General features: G+C 68.7%; 18 protein-coding genes. 6 read left to right on the top strand and 12 right to left on the bottom strand.

Going from position 1 to position 18,438, the window contains the following annotated elements:
• Positions 1 to 12: 12 nt before the first annotated feature.
• The 3 genes from LG334_RS14535 to LG334_RS14525 are packed head-to-tail and all read right to left on the bottom strand — an operon-like array spanning position 13 to position 3,546.
• Positions 13 to 1,278, bottom strand: a complete 1,266-nt coding sequence (locus LG334_RS14535; RefSeq protein WP_404379110.1) for a class I SAM-dependent methyltransferase — start codon at positions 1,276 to 1,278, stop codon at positions 13 to 15.
• A 52-nt stretch (positions 1,279 to 1,330) separates the two neighbouring features.
• Positions 1,331 to 2,161 carry a DUF1365 domain-containing protein gene (locus LG334_RS14530; protein WP_404379108.1) on the bottom strand — a complete coding sequence of 277 codons (831 nt, stop codon included), beginning with the start codon at positions 2,159 to 2,161 and terminating at the stop codon, positions 1,331 to 1,333.
• Positions 2,158 to 3,546 (bottom strand): NAD(P)/FAD-dependent oxidoreductase, encoded by a 1,389-nt coding sequence (locus LG334_RS14525; RefSeq protein ID WP_404379107.1) that lies wholly within the window; start codon positions 3,544 to 3,546, stop codon positions 2,158 to 2,160. The genes LG334_RS14530 and LG334_RS14525 overlap by 4 nt, the downstream gene beginning before the upstream one ends.
• A gap of 283 nt (positions 3,547 to 3,829) precedes the next feature.
• Between LG334_RS14525 and LG334_RS14520 the strand changes: the two genes are divergently transcribed.
• The 4 genes from LG334_RS14520 to LG334_RS14505 all read left to right on the top strand — a co-directional run bounded on the left by LG334_RS14520 (position 3,830) and on the right by LG334_RS14505 (position 6,667).
• The gene (locus LG334_RS14520) at positions 3,830 to 4,405 is read left to right on the top strand and encodes a sigma-70 family RNA polymerase sigma factor (RefSeq protein ID WP_404379106.1); all 576 of its coding nucleotides are present in this window, start codon (positions 3,830 to 3,832) and stop codon (positions 4,403 to 4,405) included.
• Positions 4,402 to 5,064 (top strand): ChrR family anti-sigma-E factor, encoded by a 663-nt coding sequence (locus tag LG334_RS14515; protein ID WP_404379105.1) that lies wholly within the window; start codon positions 4,402 to 4,404, stop codon positions 5,062 to 5,064. The genes LG334_RS14520 and LG334_RS14515 overlap by 4 nt, the downstream gene beginning before the upstream one ends.
• A gap of 80 nt (positions 5,065 to 5,144) precedes the next feature.
• Positions 5,145 to 5,534, top strand: coding sequence for a peptide-methionine (R)-S-oxide reductase MsrB (msrB, locus tag LG334_RS14510; RefSeq protein ID WP_404379103.1), 390 nt, complete (start codon positions 5,145 to 5,147; stop codon positions 5,532 to 5,534).
• 5 nt (positions 5,535 to 5,539) lie between these two features.
• Positions 5,540 to 6,667, top strand: coding sequence for an alanine racemase (locus LG334_RS14505; protein WP_404379102.1), 1,128 nt, complete (start codon positions 5,540 to 5,542; stop codon positions 6,665 to 6,667).
• A 10-nt stretch (positions 6,668 to 6,677) separates the two neighbouring features.
• On the opposite strand, the gene LG334_RS14500 is transcribed toward LG334_RS14505, so the two are convergent.
• The 6 genes from LG334_RS14500 to LG334_RS14475 form a co-directional block, all read right to left on the bottom strand.
• Positions 6,678 to 7,298, bottom strand: a complete 621-nt coding sequence (locus LG334_RS14500) for a GNAT family N-acetyltransferase (protein WP_404379100.1) — start codon at positions 7,296 to 7,298, stop codon at positions 6,678 to 6,680.
• On the bottom strand, positions 7,295 to 7,489 hold the full coding sequence (locus LG334_RS14495; protein ID WP_404379099.1) for a hypothetical protein: 195 nt from the start codon (positions 7,487 to 7,489) through the stop codon (positions 7,295 to 7,297). The genes LG334_RS14500 and LG334_RS14495 overlap by 4 nt, the downstream gene beginning before the upstream one ends.
• A 304-nt stretch (positions 7,490 to 7,793) precedes the next feature.
• Positions 7,794 to 8,411 carry a GNAT family N-acetyltransferase gene (locus tag LG334_RS14490; protein ID WP_404379098.1) on the bottom strand — a complete coding sequence of 206 codons (618 nt, stop codon included), beginning with the start codon at positions 8,409 to 8,411 and terminating at the stop codon, positions 7,794 to 7,796.
• A 74-nt stretch (positions 8,412 to 8,485) separates the two neighbouring features.
• Positions 8,486 to 9,616 (bottom strand): type III PLP-dependent enzyme, encoded by a 1,131-nt coding sequence (locus LG334_RS14485; protein ID WP_404379097.1) that lies wholly within the window; start codon positions 9,614 to 9,616, stop codon positions 8,486 to 8,488.
• Positions 9,617 to 9,728: 112 nt separating this feature from the next.
• Positions 9,729 to 10,310, bottom strand: a complete 582-nt coding sequence (locus LG334_RS14480) for a gamma-glutamylcyclotransferase family protein (protein ID WP_404379096.1) — start codon at positions 10,308 to 10,310, stop codon at positions 9,729 to 9,731.
• A gap of 338 nt (positions 10,311 to 10,648) precedes the next feature.
• On the bottom strand, positions 10,649 to 11,308 hold the full coding sequence (locus LG334_RS14475; RefSeq protein ID WP_404379095.1) for a LysE family translocator: 660 nt from the start codon (positions 11,306 to 11,308) through the stop codon (positions 10,649 to 10,651).
• 155 nt (positions 11,309 to 11,463) lie between these two features.
• On the opposite strand from LG334_RS14475, the gene LG334_RS14470 reads away from it, so the two are divergent.
• Both LG334_RS14470 and LG334_RS14465 read left to right on the top strand, forming a co-directional pair.
• Positions 11,464 to 11,712 carry a hypothetical protein gene (locus tag LG334_RS14470; protein WP_404379093.1) on the top strand — a complete coding sequence of 83 codons (249 nt, stop codon included), beginning with the start codon at positions 11,464 to 11,466 and terminating at the stop codon, positions 11,710 to 11,712.
• 43 nt (positions 11,713 to 11,755) lie between these two features.
• Complete coding sequence (locus LG334_RS14465; RefSeq protein ID WP_404379091.1) at positions 11,756 to 12,682, top strand: phosphotransferase family protein; 927 nt, start codon at positions 11,756 to 11,758, stop codon at positions 12,680 to 12,682.
• 48 nt (positions 12,683 to 12,730) lie between these two features.
• Here LG334_RS14465 and meaB read toward each other — a convergent pair whose 3' ends face one another.
• The 3 genes from meaB to LG334_RS14450 are packed head-to-tail and all read right to left on the bottom strand — an operon-like array spanning position 12,731 to position 18,106.
• Positions 12,731 to 13,795 (bottom strand): methylmalonyl Co-A mutase-associated GTPase MeaB, encoded by a 1,065-nt coding sequence (gene meaB / locus LG334_RS14460; protein WP_404379089.1) that lies wholly within the window; start codon positions 13,793 to 13,795, stop codon positions 12,731 to 12,733.
• Positions 13,796 to 13,799: 4 nt separating this feature from the next.
• Complete coding sequence (scpA, locus tag LG334_RS14455) at positions 13,800 to 16,007, bottom strand: methylmalonyl-CoA mutase (RefSeq protein ID WP_404379088.1); 2,208 nt, start codon at positions 16,005 to 16,007, stop codon at positions 13,800 to 13,802.
• The gene (locus LG334_RS14450) at positions 16,004 to 18,106 is read right to left on the bottom strand and encodes a methylmalonyl-CoA mutase family protein (RefSeq protein ID WP_404379086.1); all 2,103 of its coding nucleotides are present in this window, start codon (positions 18,104 to 18,106) and stop codon (positions 16,004 to 16,006) included. Before LG334_RS14450 ends, scpA begins: the two co-directional genes overlap by 4 nt.
• Positions 18,107 to 18,438 lie beyond the last annotated feature (332 nt).

Here is an 18,438-nt window from a genome sequence, read left to right as displayed (position 1 = left end):
AGAGGGGGCGGATCACGTCGCCGGCCGCTGCAGGCCGAGCTGAACCACGTCGATGGTTCCGGCGCGGAACCCGGCCTCGCAGTAGCACAGATAGTAGGTCCAAAGCCGCCGAAACGCCTCGTCGAAGCCTTCCCGGGCAATGGCGGGCCAATCCTGCTGAAAGGCGGCCCGCCAGTGCCGCAGGGTTTGGGCGTAGTGGGGGCCGATGGCGTCTTCCGCCGTCACGGCCAAGCCGGTGCCGGTCAGCCCGTCCCGCAGGCGCGAGGAGCTGGGCAGCATGCCGCCGGGAAAGATGTGCTTTTGGATGAAGTCCGTTCCCCGGCGATAGCGGTCGAAGCGGTCCTCGGCGATGGTGATGACCTGCAACGCCGCCCGGCCGCCCGGCTTCAGGCGGTCGTGGCAGACGCGGAAGTACTGCGGCCAGTGCTCCTCGCCGACGGCCTCGAACATCTCGATGGAGGCCAGCGCGTCGTAGGTGCCGGTGACGTCGCGGTAGTCCTGCAGGCGGATGTCCACCCGGTCCGCCAGCCCAGCCTCGCGCACCGCCCGGGTGGCCCAGGCGTGCTGCTCGGTCGACAGCGTCAGGCCGGTGACCCGGCAGCCGTGTGTGCGCGCCAGATGGATGGCAAAGCCGCCCCAGCCGCAGCCGATCTCCAGCACATGATCGCCGGGACCGACCTCCAGCAGAGACGCCAGACGGGCATGCTTCGCCGCCTGGGCTTCGTGCAGCGTCTGGTCGGGGCGGTCGAAAAGGGCGCATGAGTAGGTCATGGATGGGTCCAGCCAGCGGCGATAGAAGCCGTTGCCCAGGTCGTAATGATAGGCGATGTTGCGCCGGCTGCCGGTGCGGGAATTCCGGCGCAGGCGGTGCATTATCCGATTGAGCCCGCGCGCCAGCGGCCGGCCCTTGAAGCGGGTTTCCAGAGCATGGGTATGGCGTGCGGCGAGTTCCACCAGGGCGGTCAGGTCCGGGCTGTCCCAGGCGCCGTCGCGGTAGGCCTCGGCGAAGGCCACCGTCCCGCCGGTGACCAGCCGGCGCAGGCAATCCACGTCGCGCAGGTGAATTTCGCCGTGGGGGCCGGGATGCTCGGCCTCGAACACCGCGCGCCGGCCTTCCGGGTCCACCAGCGTGAGGCGGCCCACCTCCAGCCGGCTCAGGAAGGGCAGCACGGCCCGGCCCCAAGGCCCCAGGCGCGGCGGCGGCGTCTGCCGGTCGCGCGCGAGCGCCTGGGCGGCGGGAGCCGTGTAGGTGGCGGCGGCGGTGTCGGATGGTGGCATGTCGGCGGGCGGTCCGTGTCTCTTCGTCGGTGTCGGTGGAAAGCCGCCGGGATCAGGCGGCGTGGCCTTCGCCGGGGGCGGGGCCGCGCCCGACCACCGTCACCAGCCGGTCGGGCGCGGGCGGCCGTGGTTGCAGCGGCACCTTCTTGCGCCACAGCCTGAGCGCCTCCCAGTGGATGCCGGCGATGACCTTGGCGGTCATCAGCGGGTGCCGCGCCACGGCGCCGACGATGGCGGCGTCGGTCAGCGGGCGGGCGCGGCCGGTGAACGAGGCGTGCAGGATCTTCTCTCCGCTGTCGCGGTCGTGTTCGTCGATGGCAACCGTCACCGCCGCGCCGGGTGGGCGCAGGGTGAAGCGGTACTCCATGGACATGGGTATGAAGGGCGAGACGTAGAAGTCCTTGGCCGCCGTCTGGCGCACCGTGCCGCCGTCCGCCGTCTCGGCCGCCTCGGTGGGAATCAGATAGACGCGGCGCTGGCCGAAGGTGTTGTTGACCTCGTGCAGCACGGCGGCCAGCGATCCGTCGGCGCGGTGGCACCAGTAAACACTCAACGGATTGAAAACAAAGCCCCACAGCCGGGGATAGCACAGCAGCCGCACGCGCCCGCCAGCACCGAGATCCACGCCCGCCGCCGTCAGTTCGGTGTCGACCCAGCGGCGCAGCGGCGTGCCGTCGCCGGGGCCGTGGTCGCGGTCGTGCAGCGACAGGACGGCCCGGCGGTTGTACCCGAACAGCCGCAACCGCGTGTCCAGGGCGGGCAGGGCGTCCAGGTCCGCCAACAGCGAGAACACCCGGTAGCGCAGTAGGTGCGTGCGGGGCGCGAAGCGGCGGTGGATGACGGTTCCGGCGTAGAGCGCGCCGTCGGCGGCTTCCATCGTCATGCCGACACCTCCTCGGCGCCCGGGAACGGCCTGGCGCGGTCGCGCAGTGGAATGCGGCCAGACTCGTTTTCAACAGCCCACGGTCGGCGCACGCCGCCAAGCTGCTCGGCAACGGCAAGGCCCGCCTGCAGGCCGTCTTCGTGGAAGCCGGCGCCGAACCAGGCGCCACAGAACCAGGTGTTGCGCCGGCCCTGCAAGCCCCAGAGCAGGTCCCGGGCGCGGGCGGCCCGGCGGTCGAACAGAGGGTGGCGGTAGGCGATGCGCGCCAGGACGGCCTCGTCGCGCGGGGGCGTATCCGGGTTGAGCGTGACGAACAGGTCGGTCTTCGTCGCCAGCGGTTGCAGGCGGTTCATCCAGTAGGTGACGCAGACCGCCGAGCGGCCGTCGCGGCCCGTGTGGGACAGGTAGTTCCAACTGGCCCAGGCCTTGCGCCGGCGCGGCATCAGGCGGGGGTCGGTGTGCAGCCAGGCTTGGTTGGGCTGGGTGCGGAAGGTGTCGAGCACCGCCGCCTCGCGCGCAGACGGATCGCGCAGCAGCGCCAGGGCCTGGTCGGCATGGCAGGCGAGCACAACGTGGTCGAAGCGCTCCGCGCCGCCGTCGGTGTCGACCACCATGCACGGTCCCTCCGGCTGCCGCCAGACCTCGGCCGCGCCGACGCCCAGGCGCAGGCCGCCGGCAAGCGGGGCGGCAAGGCGGCTGACATATTCCCGGCTGCCGCCGGCGACCGTCCGCCACACGGGTCGGTCGCGCAGCTTGAGCAGACCGTGGTTGTCGCAGAACCGGATGAACTCCGTCGCCGGATGCCCGCGCATGTCCTCCACCGCCGCCGACCAAATGGCCGCGCCCATGGGCAGCAGGTGGTCGTCGACGAAGGGAGCGCCGTAGCCCTCGCGGTCCAGGTACTCCCCCAGCGTCAGCGCCTCGGCGCCCGGCTCGGTCAGCAGGCCGGGGGCGGTGCGATAGAAGCGCACCAGGTCGCGCAACATGGACCAGAAGCGCGGGCGCAGGATGTTCCGGCGCTGCGCGAAGAGGCTCGCGCGGGAGGTCGAGCCCGCGTACTCCAGCCGACCGTGATCGACCGATATGCCGAAACTCATGTCGCTGTCGACCGTGGGCACGCCCAGGTGATCGAACAGCGCCCGCAGGTTGGGATAGGTGGCGTCGTTGTAGACGATGAATCCCGTGTCCACCGCGACCGTCCCCTCGGGCGTGGGGACCGTCACCGTGTAGGAATGGCCGCCGGGCCGCGAATCCTTCTCATACACCGTCACGTCGTGGCGCTGTGACAGGAGCCACGCACAGGACAGGCCGGCGATGCCCGATCCCACGACGGCAACGCGCAGACGCCGGGCGGCGGGCGGTGGAGCGGGAGCGGCTTCCTGCATGAAACGACGATCCGATGTATCCAGTGGCGCGGTTGGGCGTTACGGTACCCTTAAGGATATCGCTTTGGGAATGATATGATCGGTCACGATCCGGTTTCCAAGATTTTCGTCACCCGATACTGGATGAATGCACGGTCTGTGATCCACCATTGGACGAGGCCGCGTAAGGGAGGGCATGAGTGTCCAGACAGCACACACAGGCGAGGCCAGGCCGTCGCCCCCGCCCATGGGCCCCGCAGGCAGTCGCGCCGGCGGCGCCGGGTTCACGCGCCGGAGGTCGGCCATGACTTTTCCGGTGAATGAGGAACTGTCGAAGCTCGACGCCGGGGCCTGCCTCGTCGCCGTCGGGCGGGACCGGGACAAGCAGGCGTTTGCCCGCCTGTTCCAGCATTACGCGCCTCGCCTGAAGGCCTACATGCGAAGGCTCGGCGCGGACGATACACAAGCCGAGGAGGTGGCTCAGGAGGCCATGGTGTCGGTCTGGCGCAAGGCCCACCTGTACGATCCGGCGAAGGCCGCGGCCGGCACCTGGATCTTTGCCGTGGCGCGAAATCTCAGGATCGATCTGATCCGGCGCGAGAAACGCCCGGAGCTAGATCCCGACGACCCGGCGCTGACGCCGGACGAGACGCCGAGGGCCGACGACAGTGTCGGGGCCCGCCAGCGTGAGACCCTGGTGCGAGAGGCGATCCGCACCCTGCCGCCCGAGCAGGCGGAGGTCATACGGCTCAGTTTCTATGAAGAAAAGCCGCATTCCGAGATTGCTGAAGAATTGAATCTGCCGCTGGGCACGGTGAAATCCCGGCTGCGGCTTGCCTTCCGCAAGGTGCGGTCGGTATTGGGAGACGACGTGGAATGACCAAGATCCATCATCACCCCGGCGACGATCTGCTGGTGGCCTATGCGGCAGGCAGCCTGGACGAAGGCTTGTCGTTGATGGTGGCCACCCACTCCGCGCTCTGCCCGACCTGCCGAGCCCGGGTGGCCGAAGCCGAAGAGATCGGCGGCGTCCTGGTGGAGGACATGGAGCCGGAGCTGCTGTCGGAAGACAGCCTAGCCGCCGTCATGGCCCGCCTCGACGAGCCCGAGCCCGTGCCCATGGTCCGGCCGGCGCCCCGTGTCGACGACGCCACGCGCACCCTGATCCCCGAACCCCTGCGCTCGTATCTCAAGGGCGGGATCGACAGCCTGCCGTGGCGCTCCATGGGGCCGGCGGTCAAGGGTCTGGATCTTCCGGTGTCGGGCACGTCCAAGGCGCGCCTGTTCCGCATCAAGCCCGGTGCGGCCATGCCGCAGCACAGCCACAACGGCCCGGAATACACCATGGTCCTGGCCGGGGGCTTCTCGGACGAGATGGGCAGCTTCGTCCGCGGCGACGTGGCCTGCGCCGACGAAAGCATGCTTCATCAGCCGGTGGCGGACGAGGGTGAGCCCTGCCTGTGCCTGGCCGTGACCGACGCCCCCTTGCGGTTTACCGGCATGGTGCCCAGACTCTTTCAACCGTTCTTCGGGATCTGACCGGGTCCGGGCAGACCGAATTCGGCGGCCGGCGGTGGATATCGCCGGCCGTCTTTTGCATGTGAGACGGAGGTGCGGCCATGGAAAAGATCGTCAAGTCCGACGAGGAATGGCGTGAGCAGCTCACGCCGGAGCAGTACCGCGTCACGCGCAAGAAGGGCACCGAACGGCCCTTCACCGGCGAGTTCTGCCACACCCACGAACCCGGCCTCTACGGCTGCGTCTGCTGCGGCCTGCCGCTGTTCGACAGCCGCACCAAGTTTGAAAGCGGCACCGGCTGGCCCAGTTTCACCGCGCCGGTGGAGCCCGACCATGTGCGGGAGGAGAGGGACACCTCCTATGGCATGGTGCGCGTCGAGGTGCTATGCAATCGGTGTGACGCGCACCTGGGGCACGTGTTCGACGACGGTCCGGCGCCCACGGGCCTGCGTTACTGCATCAACTCCGCCGCCCTGACAAAGCTGGAATAGCATCCTTGGTTCGTCCCGCCGACCTGCCGACGCCTTCGCTTCTTCTCGACCTGCCGGTGCTCTGCGCCAATCTGGCGGCGATGAACGGCCGCATGGCCGCCGCCGGCGTGGCGCTTCGTCCGCACCTGAAGACCGCCAAGTGCCCGGAGGTCGCCATGCTCGCGACGGAGGGGCAGGCCGGTGGGATAACCGTGTCGACTGTCGCCGAGGCTCGCGGCTTTGCCGGACACGGCTTCAAGGACATCCTCTATGCCGTTGGCGCCGTGCCTGGAAAGATCGAGGGGCTGGCGCCGCTGGTGGAGAAGGGCGCAAAGATCACGCTGATCACGGACAACGTGCCGATGGCGGAGGCCGTCTCCGCCCGCGCCGCCGAACTGGGCGTGACCTTCGACATGCTGGTGGAGATCGACGTGGGCGGCCATCGCGCCGGCGTCCTGCCCGACGGGGCGGACCTGCTGCCCGTCGCCCGCGCCATCCACACCGGGCCGGGCACACGGCTGGCGGGGGTGATGGCCCACGCCGGACAGAGCTACCACTGCCGCGGCACCTTCGAGATCCGCTCCGTCGCCTGGGCGGAGCGGGAAGGGCTGGTCCACGCCGCCGAACGCCTGCGCGACGCCGGGCTGCCGTGCCCGGTGGTCTCCGGCGGCTCTACGCCGACCGCCATGCTGGGCGAGGATTTCTCCGGCCTTACCGAGATGCGGCCGGGCGTCTACATGTTCATGGATGTCCATCAGCTCATGCTGGGGGTATGCAAGGCGGGCGATCTGGCGCTGTCGGTGCTGGCGAGCGTCATCGGCCACAACCGTCATTCCGGCCACCTGCTGCTGGATGCCGGCGCGCTGGCGCTGTCCAAGGACGTCTCCGCGACCGAACTGAAGCCGGAGGTCGCATATGGCGTCGTCTGCGACCTGTCGGGCCGGCCGCTGCCCAACCTGTTCGTCACCGACATGGCGCAGGAACACGGCCTATGCGCCGTGCATGATGATGATATTTGGGGCCGCCTGCCCGTCGGCGCCAAGGTCCGAATCATGCCCAACCATGCCTGCATGACGGCGGCCTGCTTCGACGCCTATCATGTACTCGACAAGGGCGAGGTGGTGGACAAGTGGAAGCGCTTCGGCGGCTGGTGAGGCCGGCGGATCAGATGGCCGAGCGGTGCCGACGCACCAACCGGATCCGCTTTTCCAGGTTCAACGGATAAATGTGAATCACCGTGGCCACGTGCTTCCAGCCGGCCTTCTCGTTGGCCCGGCGGGATGCGGTGTGGGAATGCCAGACGCGGCTGAAGATGCGGCGGAAGCCCTTGGCCTTCATCGCCTGGGCCGAATAGGCCTTGATGGCCGGCCCGAGCCCGCGTCCGCGCAGGCGGGGGACCGTGTAGAACTCCACCGACTTTGCCTCGTCATCGGCCAGCGGCCAGAAGTTGCGGGCGTTGCGATAGCGCTCTCCGTGCCAGTAGAACTGCGCGCAGACCAGGTCGCCCTCGTGAAAGACGCCGAAGCTGTCTGCGCCCTCTCCGGCGTAGTGGGCTCGGGCGCGCAGGCCCTCGTCGGCAGCGGCGCTCACGTCTTCTCGCGTGATGGGGCGGAAGCTGAAGCCCTGGCGCTCCAGCGGCGACAGGTCGCGGCGGCCGGCGCGCGACAGGTCGAAGCCGTAGACGGCATACAGCTCGTATTCCCCCAGCAGCAGCCGCGCCAGCCGCTTGGCAAGGGGCATGGAGGCCGCTGCCTCGCCGCCGCCCATGTGTGGCGCCGGGGTCATGTCGCCCCCCGCCGCAGGCGCCGCAGCCAAGCCTTCGGGCCCTGGGCCTCCAGCGTTCGCCCGGCGGCCTCCACCGTCCGTTCCACGCCCGTCTGCCCCGCCACCGGACGGCGGAGGCCAGGGTCGTGGAAGGCGCCGGCGATGCTGAATTCCGCATCGACGGTCAGGCAGATGTCGGTGGGCAGAGCCATGGTTCCACGCGCATGAGACGCTTGAGGGTTGGGCTCAAGTCTGCCTACCGGAACCCCGCCGGGGAACGGGCCATGAGAGGTAGCCTGTTAAGCGCGCTACGCTGCAATGAGGCTGAGGCGTTCCCGCCGGGCCGCAAATCGAAATCGTCGCCGCAGTGTGCGCGCCGCCGCGCCTTGCCGTCGCGCTCGCCAAGGCGCCGGCATGAAGAAACGGCGACCGTACGCGGCGGGCGCCGTTGTCGATCATGGGCGGGGCTTGTGCCGCCGGCCGCGTCCCTTGTGGCGGGGCCGGTCCGTGCCCGTTTCAGGCGGCTGTGACGGCCGCGAGGGTTTCCGCTTGCGCCCGGCGAACCCACACCTGTTTCTTGGCCGCCGCGGCGGCGTTGGTGCCCGGCAGGACGGGTACGGTGGCCGGGGCCTCCAGCTCCTGCGGGGTAGGGCGGTCGATCATGCCGGTCAGGCCGTTCATGGCGCCGTCGACCAGTTCCAGCCCCAGGAACCGCGCCGGGTCCACCGGGCCGGGCAGGTCCAGGTCCAGGCACAGGTCGCGGCGGAAGCCGAAGCGGCGGTAATAGGGCTCGTCGCCGACCAGGATGACGATGCGGTGGCCTTCGTCGGCGCACCGCTCCAGTGCGGCATTCATGAGCTGCGAGCCGATACGCAACGAACGGTAATCCTCGTCCACCGCGATGGGGCCCAGCAGCACGGCCGGCACGCGGCGCGGGCCGATGACGATGGGCCAGAAGCGGATGGTGCCCACGACCTCCGACCCTTCCACCGCCACCAGGTTCAGGGCGGCCACCGAGGGCACCTCCTGGCGCAGGCGGTACACGGTCTTGCCGTGGCGTCCGGGGCCGAAGGCCTTTTCAAGAAGCCGGTCGATGGCAGGGCCGTGACCCGGCAGTTCGCGCACGATCATCATGGCGGGGGAACTTTCACATGCAGGCGGCTTGGGCGCGGGGCCCGCCGAGGCGGGCCCGGGTCAGCCGGTCAGGGTCAGATGTAGTACTCTTTCAGGGGCGCGAAGCCGTTGAAACCGTTGGACGCATACGTCGTGGTATACGCACCGGCGGCGCGAATCTCAACCTTGTCCCCGATCTTCAGCGCCTTGGGAAGCTGATAGCCGGCATGTTCGTACAGAATATCGGCCGAGTCGCAGGTGGGGCCGGCCAGGATCACGTCCTGGGTCTCGCCGCCGTCGTGCTCGCTGTGGATCGGGTAGCGGATGGCTTCGTCCATGGTCTCGGCCAGGCCGCCGAACTTGCCGATGTCCAGGTACACCCACGAGCGGTTGTCGTTGGCCGACTTCTTGGAAATCAGCACGACCTCCGACTGGATCACGCCGGCGTTGCCCACCATGCCGCGGCCCGGCTCGATGATGGTTTCCGGCAGGCGGTTGCCGAAGTGGCGCAGCAGGCTTTCGTGGATGGCGCGGCCATATTCCTCGGCGGTCGGGATGTCCACCAGGTACTTGGTCGCGAAGCCGCCGCCCATGTTGACCATCTTCAGGTCCAGGCCCTTGGCCGAAAGCGACTTGAAGATGCCCGCCACCTCTTCCAGCGCCGCGTCGTACTGCGCCAGGTCGCGCTGCTGGCTGCCCACGTGGAAGGAGACGCCGTAGGGCTCGACACCCTTGAAGCGGGCGGCCAGCAGAAGCTCCTCGGCCATGTCGGGCTCGCAGCCGAACTTGCGCGACAGCGGCCACTCCGCGCCCTCGCCGGACGTCAGGATGCGGCAGAACACGCGGGAGCCCGGCGCGGCGCGGGAAATCTTGTCCAGCTCCGCCTCGCAGTCGAAGGCGAACAGGCGCACGCCGCGCTCAAAGGCCGCCGCAACGTCGCTCTCCTTCTTGATGGTGTTGCCGAAGCTGATGCGGTCGGCGGTGGCGCCGGCCTCGAGCACCATGTCGATCTCGGGGATGGAGGCGCAGTCGAAGCTGGAGCCGGCCTCCACCAAAAGGGCCAGGATCGCCGGGGCCGGGTTCGCCTTCACGGCATAGAAGACGCGCGCGCTGGGCAGGGCCGTGGTCAGCGAGCGGTAGTTGTCGGCGACGACGTCCAGGTCCAGCACCAGGCAAGGGGTGGCGGGACGGGAGTCACGGAGGAAATCGGCGATCTTGGCGGTCATGGCGGTGGAGTCCTTTAGGCGCACCTGTGGCGCGAAATGGGCACAAACGCTTGGTTTTTCGGGATTTTATTGCAGCGTTACGGAACGGGCGGACAAGCCCGCTCCTGGGCGCCTATGGGTAGGCTTTCGCCTCGGCGGCCATGGCCTCTTCGTCATAGGCGAAAAGGCTTTCGGCCTGGTCCTTGATCTCGTTCCACACGCCCTCCACCTCGCGCAGCGAGATGCGGCCGTAATAGCGCATGAGGGCGGTGGTCAGGGCCAGTGCCTCCTGCTTCTCGTGTCGGTGCCAGGCGTCGAAGTCCCAGCCCTCGCGCGAGACCTTCAGGTCGCCGGCGTCGAGGAACACGTTGGCCGTCTCGCGGCGGCCGCAGGTGGTGGTGGCGTGCACGGGGGCGAGTTCGTAGACGTCGCCCTCGTAGAAGTGGACCCGTTCCAGGTCGTCGGCGCTCAGGCCCTCGACCAGGCGGCCGACCACGGTGCCGTCCGGGCGCGGAACCAGGACGGGGTAGAACTCGTCCGAAACCCGCCGGCGCTGAAAACCGCGCACGACGGCGTCGGTCACGGCCACGTCGGTGGGCTCGCGGTCGAGCACGATGGACAGGATGTCCTTGTCCATCAGGCTGCCGAACACGAACAGGGCGTGGCCGCTGTCGCGGTGGTGGTCGGCGATGTAACGGTGGTGGCTGACGGCCATGCCCCGTATCCCCCTGGATCAGCATCCGCAGTGCGCGGAGGTGAAATAGGAAGCCCGCCTCGGACATCCGGTCCGGGACGGAAATCGAAGATCATCTTGTGGATGGCCCGGAAACGGTCCGGGAACCGGTCAGATCATTCGGGGACTTCGCCCCAGCGAGCGCTGCGCAACCATGACACTTCTCCAGATGTAAAGCACCGGCCCGGGGGCCGAATGAACTTCCAGAGCCGCGTTACGTCGTAGCTTGACCGCCGGGGCCAGGGGCACGTGCGAATACGTCTGTCGCGTCGAAATAATCCGATTGGGCGCGGGGTGCAAGTGAAATTTGACCCGATTGTTCAAGTGGCGACCACGGCGGCGCCCGCACCCATCAGCATGGCGCCTGCGGTGCGGTTCAGGCGGCGCCGTGCGCGCGCCGACCTGAGGATCGCGCGCAGGCGCGACGCCATCAGGCAATAGGGGATCAGGGCACAGGCGATCCCCGCGGCCGCGATGGGCGCGGCCATGAAGACAGCGCCGTTCGCAAGCGCGTCCAGGCTCAGCAGGTTGGGCAGGACCGACAGGTAGAACAGGATCGGCTTGGGATTGCCGAGCGTCAGCGCATAGCCCGACAGCCAGCGGCGTGAGATTGATTGTTCCAGCCCTGCGTCGGCGGCGTCGATATCCTCTTCGGACACGCGCTTGCGCCACATCTTCAGGCCCATCCAGGCCAGGTACAGCCCGCCGGCGATCTTCACGCCCAGGAACAGTGGCCCCAGCACGGTGGCGACGGCGGCCAGGCCGAAGACGGTGAGCGTCAGCCAGGTGATGTTGCCGAACAGAATGCCGACGATGAAGGGCAGGGTGCGCCAGAACCCTTGCCCGAGCCCCCGCGCGATGACGGCGAACACCCCCGGCCCCGGTGTCAGGCCCAGCAGGTAGACGGCCACGAAGAAGGCGAAGGCGGCGTGCAGGGTCATGATGGCGGAGGCGTCCGGCAGGCTTTGCAGGCTGCGCATCGTACGCTGATATGGCGCCTGCGAAAGAGCCATTGCGGCGGGTCTCGGCGCCGCCTGTGGCAGGAATGGCCGGAAATTGCCACCGAATGGCCGCTGGCGTCACCGGCACAGCTGGAGTCACGATTGAGCCACGACAAACGAACGGGAGACACGTCATGGACTGGCTCGTGCACCTCGCGGCCAGCGCGTGCATCGCCTCTTCGGGCATCGCCCTCCTGGCCCACACCAACCGCGCCGCCGCCAAGCGTGAGCGCGTCGCCTCCTTCGCCGCCGGCATCGCCCTTACCGCCGCCGGCGCCGGCACCATCATCGCCGACATCCGCCCCACCGTGGAGGATGCAAGCCGCATGATCGTGCAGCATTTGCCGGAGATCCTGCCCTTCGCCCACGGCGCGCCCGGCTGAGGTCATATGGTCGGGCGGGGCCGCGGGCGGTATCCTGCCTGCCATGAAGGACTCCTGGCCGCGCACCCGCCCCATCCTTTCGCCCCACCGCGAGACGGTCACCGCCATGCTGTCGCCCGTGGTGGACCCGGCGCGCCTTGTGGACGTGCGCCCGCTGCCAGGCGGGCTTTCCCACACGACCCTTCGCCTGGATTTCCGCGACTGCCCGCCGCTGGTCCTGCGCCTGTTTCAGGGGGTGGGCGAGGCGGCGCTGTTCGAGCAGGCATTGAGCCGCCGGTGCGGTGTCGCCATCCGGATGCCGGAGGTGCTGCACGCCGGCGTGGCGCCGCTGCCGTTCACGCTGTCCCCCTTCGTGCCGGGCGTGGCTCCGCACCGGATGGGCACTCCGCCGGGGCGAGAGATCGGTCGCGCGCTGGCGGGCATTCACGGCGCGCTGTCGTTCGAGCGGTCAGGCTTTCTCGGCCCGGACCTTACGGTGCCGCATCCGGTGCCGCTGGATGGCGGGGGGCTGCTGGCGTTCCTGGAAGACATCTTCGCGGGCGGTCCGGCGGCGGACCGGCTCGGGCCGGACCTTGCGGCGGCCCTGTTCGCCTGCGTTGAGCACGAGGGGCCTGCGCTGGCCGACTGGTGCCGCGCGCCCTGCCTCGTTCACAGCGACTTCAACCCGTGGAACCTGCTCTGCACCGAGTCGGGCGAGGTCTCGGCGGTGCTTGACTGGGAATTCGCCCACGCCGGCACACCGGCGACGGACTTCGGCAACCTCCTGCGCCCGCCCTTCGGCGACGATCCGGCCTTCGCGGAGTCGGTTGCGGCGGGCTACTTGGAGGCTGGCTGCTGGCTGCCCGAGGGTTGGCGCCGATTTGCGGAACTGGCAGACCTGTTCGCCTGGGCCGACTTCCTCAGGCGCCCTACTTTGCCAGACGTTGTGCTGCGCGACGCCCGCGCGATGATCGCCAGGATCACCAACTAATCGAGGGATGCGCGAAGGGAGGCCGTGCCTCCCTTCGCACCTCAACCGTCAGACATCGAACTTCACGCCAAAAGCCTGGAGAATCCGCTGCGTCGCAAGCGCCGGCGTCAGCCCGCCCTCGGCGACCGAGTGTTCGATCTCCGGCAGTTGGTGCTTCACTTCCGGGTGCTCCACCAGCGCGTCCATGAGCTGGTCGCGGACCATCTGCCACATCCATTTCAGCTGCTGGTCGCGGCGCCTGGCGGGAAGCTCTCCCGACCCGGTCAGCTTGGCGCGGTGCTCCTCCACTTTCTCCCACAGCTCTGCCAGGCCCTTGTTGGCGAGGGCGGAGCAGGTGAGGACCGGCGGGTTCCAGTTGGGGCTGGCGGGCGTCATGATGTGCAGGGCGGTGCGGTACTCGCGGGCGGCGAGGCGGGCCTTTTTCTCGTCGGCGTCGGCCTTGTTGACCGCGATCATGTCTGCGATTTCCAGCACGCCCTTCTTGATGCCCTGAAGCTCGTCGCCCGCGCCGGGCAGCATGAGCACCAGGAAGAAGTCCACCATGTCCGACACCATGGTCTCGGACTGGCCGACGCCCACCGTTTCCACCAGCACCACGTCGTAGCCGGCGGCTTCGACGATCACCATGGTCTCGCGCGTAGTGCGGGTGACGCCGCCCAGCGTGCCCGACGACGGCGACGGGCGGATGAAGGCGTTGGGGTCGATGGCAAGCTCGTTCATCCGGGTCTTGTCGCCCAGGATGGAGCCGCCGGTGCGTGAACTGGTGGGGTCGACGGCCAGCACGGCCACCTTGTGGTCCCGGGCCGTCAGGTGCTTGCCCATGGCCTCGATGAAGGTGGACTTGCCCACACCCGGCACGCCGGTGATGCCCACGCGCGCGGCCTTGCCGGCGTGAGGCAGCAGCTTGACCAGGATTTGCTGCGCCAGCTTGCGGTGTTCGGCGTTGCGGCTTTCCACCAGGGTGATGGCGCGGCCCATGATGGTGCGGTCGCCGGCGAGCACGCCCGCGACATACTCGTCGACGGAAAGCTGGCGGCGGCGCACGGCGGGCTTCGCACCGGCGCGCGGTGCGAAGCCCCCGTAGTCGGAAACGCCCTTGTTGTCAGCGGTCATGCCGTCAGGCGGCCTCGTCGGTGTAGCCCAGGCGCTGGAACAGCTCTTTCATCAGGCCGATGGCGGCCTCGGCGATGACGGTGCCCGGCGGGAAGATGGCCGAGGCGCCGGCGGCGAACAGTTCATCGAAGTCGCCCGGCGGGATGACGCCGCCAACCACGATCATGATGTCGTCGCGGCCCAGCTTTTCAAGCTCCGCCTTCAGTTCCGGCACCAGCGTCAGGTGGCCGGCGGCCAGCGACGAGACACCGATGACGTGCACGTCGTTCTCCACCGCCTGACGGGCGCTTTCCTCGGGCGTCTGGAACAGCGGACCGATGTCCACGTCGAAGCCGAGGTCGGCAAACGCCGTCGCGATGACCTTCTGGCCGCGGTCGTGGCCGTCCTGACCCATCTTGGCGATGAGGATGCGGGGGTGGCGGCCTTCCTTTTCGGTGAACCGCTCCACCAGCTCGTGAACCTGGGTCATGGCCTTGTTGTCCTTGCCCACTTCCGAGGAATAGACGCCGGAGATCGACTTGATCTCGGCCTTGTGGCGGCCGTAGACCTTTTCCATCGCCATGGAGATTTCACCCACGGTGGCCTTGGCGCGCGCGGCGTTGACGGCCAGCTCCAGCAGGTTGCCCTCGCCGGTGTCGCAGGCCTTGGTGAGGGCGTCCAGGTGGCGGTCGACCTCGGCCTGGTCGCGCTCGGCGCGCAGGCGTTCCAGCTTCTCAAGCTGCTGGGCGCGGACCTGCGCGTTCTCGACCTTCAGCACCTCGACGTTCTCGCGCTCGTCCAGGCGGTACTTGTTGACGCCGATGACCGACTGGCGGCCGGCATCGATGCGGGCCTGGGTGCGGGCGGCGGCTTCCTCGATGCGCATCTTGGGGATGCCGGCCTCGATGGCCTTGGCCATGCCGCCCTCGGCCTCGACCTCTTGAATATGCGCCCAGGCGCGGTCCGCCAGGTCGCGGGTCAGGCGCTCCACGTAGTAGCTGCCGCCCCAGGGGTCGATGACGTTGGTGGTGCCGCTTTCCTGCTGGAGGAACAGCTGGGTGTTGCGGGCGATGCGGGCGGAGAAGTCCGTCGGCAGGGCCAGCGCCTCGTCCAGCGCGTTGGTGTGCAGGCTCTGCGTGTGGCCCTGCGTCGCGGCCATGGCCTCAATGCAGGTGCGGGTGACGTTGTTGAACACGTCCTGCGCCGTCAGCGACCAGCCCGAGGTCTGGCTGTGGGTGCGAAGCGCCAGGGACTTGTCGTTCTGCGGGTCGAATTGCTTGATGAGCTTCGCCCAGATCACGCGGGCGGCGCGCATCTTGGCGACTTCCATGAAGAAGTTCATGCCGATCGCCCAGAAGAACGACAGGCGCGGCGCGAACTTGTCGATATCCAGGCCCGCCGCCATGCCGGCGCGGGCGTATTCCACGCCATCGGCCAGAGTGTAGGCCAGCTCCAGGTCCGCCGTCGCGCCGGCTTCCTGCATGTGGTAGCCGGAGATGGAAATGGAGTTGAAGCGCGGCATGTTCTGCGACGTGTAGCCGAAGATGTCGGAAATGATCCGCATCGAGGGCTTCGGCGGATAGATGTAGGTGTTGCGGACCATGAACTCCTTGAGGATGTCGTTCTGAATGGTCCCGCTGAGTTGTTCCGGTTTGACGCCCTGTTCCTCGGCCGCGACGATGTAGAGCGCCATGACCGGCAGCACCGCGCCGTTCATGGTCATGGACACGCTCATCTGGTCCAGCGGAATGCCGTCGAACAGCTGGCGCATGTCGTAGATGCTGTCGATCGCGACACCCGCCATGCCGACGTCGCCGGCCACGCGCGGGTGGTCGGAGTCGTAGCCCCGGTGCGTCGCCAGATCGAAGGCCACCGACAGGCCCTTCTGACCGGCCGCCAGGTTGCGGCGGTAGAAGGCGTTGGACTGCTCGGCGGTGGAGAAGCCGGCGTACTGGCGCACGGTCCACGGCCGCGTCACGTACATGGTCGGGTACGGGCCGCGCAGGTAGGGCGGCAGGCCGGGCAGGGTGCCCAGGTGATCCAGGCCCGAAAGGTCGCCGCTGGTGTAGAGCGGCTTGACGTCGATCTTCTCGGGCGTGGTCCAGACCAGGTTTTCCGGAGTCTTGCCGGTTTCCTGGTCGACCATGGCGCTCCAGTCCTGAACCGAGGCGGCGGCTCCGGGGCTCTTGGCACCCAGGTCGACGGTCGAGAAATCGGGGATCTTGGCGCTCATCGGTCGATCACTCCCATCAGGGCCAGGGCGCCGCGCAGGGTGTCCAGCGCGTCGCAGCCCATGTACACAAAGCCGTCGATGCCGGCGGCGGTGTAGGCGTCCTTCTTCTCGCCCGGCGCGCCGGCCAGGTACACCCGCTTGGCGCCGGCGGCCTTCAGGGCCTGGGCCGTCTGTTCGGCCATCTCGTCATAAACGGCGTCGGAGGAGCACAGGATGGCGATCGGCGCGCCGGACTGCTTCCAGCCCTCCGCGCAGGCTTCGGCACTGTCGAAGCCGGGGTTGGTGACGGCCTCGATGCCGCCGGCCTCGAAGAAGTTCTTTGCGAAGGTGGCCCGCGCCGTGTGGGCGGCGATGGGACCAAGGTTCGCCAGGAACACCTTGGGACGGGCGCCGGTGTGCACCATGAACTCATCGGAGGCGTCGCGCAGGTCCTCGAACTCCGCGGCCAGGCGACGGCGGGGCAGGGCGGTGACAGTGTCTGTCTCGCCGGCACCGAACAGGGCGGCCGACAGGGCGCCGATGGTCGCACCCTTGGCGGCGGCCTCGATGGCGGCTTCCGTCACGCTGCCGGAGCCGATCTTATCGAGCGGCAGCGAGACGGTGGCGCGGCCTTCCTTGATCTTGGCGGCGGCGGCGCGGCGGAGCGCATCCAGGTCCGGCTTTTCGATGTCCACGGGCTTTTCGTGGATGTTGGGGAACTCGGAGACGCCGGTGATGGGGTCCTTGCGCTTGGCGATGTTCTTGGCGCGCGCGGTGTGGGCGGCCTCGATCTTAGCCAGCACATGGCCGCTTTCCAGGCACGCGGCCATGCCGCCGTGCTTCTCGATGTCCTGGAACAGGGTCCAGGCCTCGGCGGCGACCTCTTCCGTCAGGGTCTCGACGTACCAGCTGCCGCCGGCGGGGTCGATGACCTTGTCGAGGTTGCTCTCCTCCATGAGGATGAGCTGCGTGTTGCGCGCGATGCGGCGGGCGAACTCGGTCGGCAGGCCCAGCATGGCGTCGAACGGCAGAACGGTGTTGGTCTCCGCGCCACCCACGGCGGCGGCGAAGGTGGTGACCGTGGTGCGCAGCATGTTCACCCACGGGTCGCGCTGGCTGACGATGCGCTCGGCCGTTGCGGCGGTCAGGCGCATGCGGCCGGCTTCGTCCGACGCGCCACAGGCATCCATGACGCGGCCCCACAGGCGGCGGGCGGCGCGCAGCTTGGCGATGCCCATGAACTGGTCGGCGCCGACGGGCAGCTGGAAGGTGATCTGCCGGGCTGCGTCGTCGATGCTCAGGCCCGCGTCGGTCATGGCGCGCAGGTAGGCCACCGCGGTCGCCATGGCGATCGCCAGGTCCTGCGTCTCCGTCGCGCCGGCCAGGTGATAGGGGCCGGTGTCGACGCGCACGGCGGTGACGTGCGGGAAGGTCTTCGACGTGTAGGCGGCGAGATCCGCCATGGCCTTCAGGCCCGCTTCCACGCCGCCGGGCAGCGAGCCCGTGGCGGCCAGGCGGTTCAGCGGGTCGGCGTTGAAGGCGCCCTTGACCTTGGAAGCATCGACGCCCTTGGTCTTCCAGTGGCCGGCCAGCAGGGCGGCGGCGGGCAGGAAGGCCGCGCCCGATTCCAGCGCCACGGCGGCCAAGTCCTCGTACACTCCGGTCAGGGCGGTGTCGAAGTCGGCGGCGGTGTAGGCCATGAGGCCGTTCAGCCCGGCGTAGTTGGCGGCCTGGTCGGCATCGTCACCGCCCCGCGCCGCATCGTCCAGGCGCAGCGTGACCGAGGTCGCGCCGCGCTCCAGGTCCGTCAGGATGCCCTTGTTGACCGCCTGCGGGTCGGGGTGGGTGTGGAGCTGGCGCAGGTCCCAGCCGCCGACGCGCTGACCGGCCACCTGGCCGCCGCGCGTGTAGGGCTTGAAGCCGGGCAGGCCGGACGGGTCGTTCTCCGGCTTCCAGTCGTCGAGGGTGTAGAGCGGCTGCAGCGTGATGCCTTCGTAGGTCTTCGTCAGCATCTTCTTGTCGAAGGGCGCGCCCTTGAGCGCCTTTTCGACGGCCGCGCGCCATTCGTCACGGGTGGGGGCGGGGAAGTCGCCCGCCAGCGTCAGAGTATCGTCGCTCATCCTCGTGTCCGACCGTTCCTGCGTCTGGGTTGCACCGTGGGGGCGGCCCCTGGCGGGTCCGGCCCGCGCCGGCGGCGGAAGTGCGCCGGCCGCGGCCCGCTCTCCCGCCGAGGATGCAGGCTCGCCGCATGGCTGAAGTCTATCAGCCGACACGGAGCCCGCGCAAACGAGGACATACCCCAAACCGACGCGGGGGCAAACCGGAAACCGCCGGAGTCGGGTCAAATTTATGAAATGAACGCAAATACTTCGGCCCGGTGGACGCAACATCCGAATGTCCGACAGGGCTTTGATACGAATGCGTATGGTGTCGAAAACCGCTGAAACAGCCA

Source organism: Caenispirillum salinarum (genome assembly GCF_044803115.1).
Classification (GTDB): domain Bacteria; phylum Pseudomonadota; class Alphaproteobacteria; order Rhodospirillales; family Rhodospirillaceae; genus Caenispirillum; species Caenispirillum salinarum_A.
This window is presented reverse-complemented; position numbering and strand designations above follow the sequence as displayed.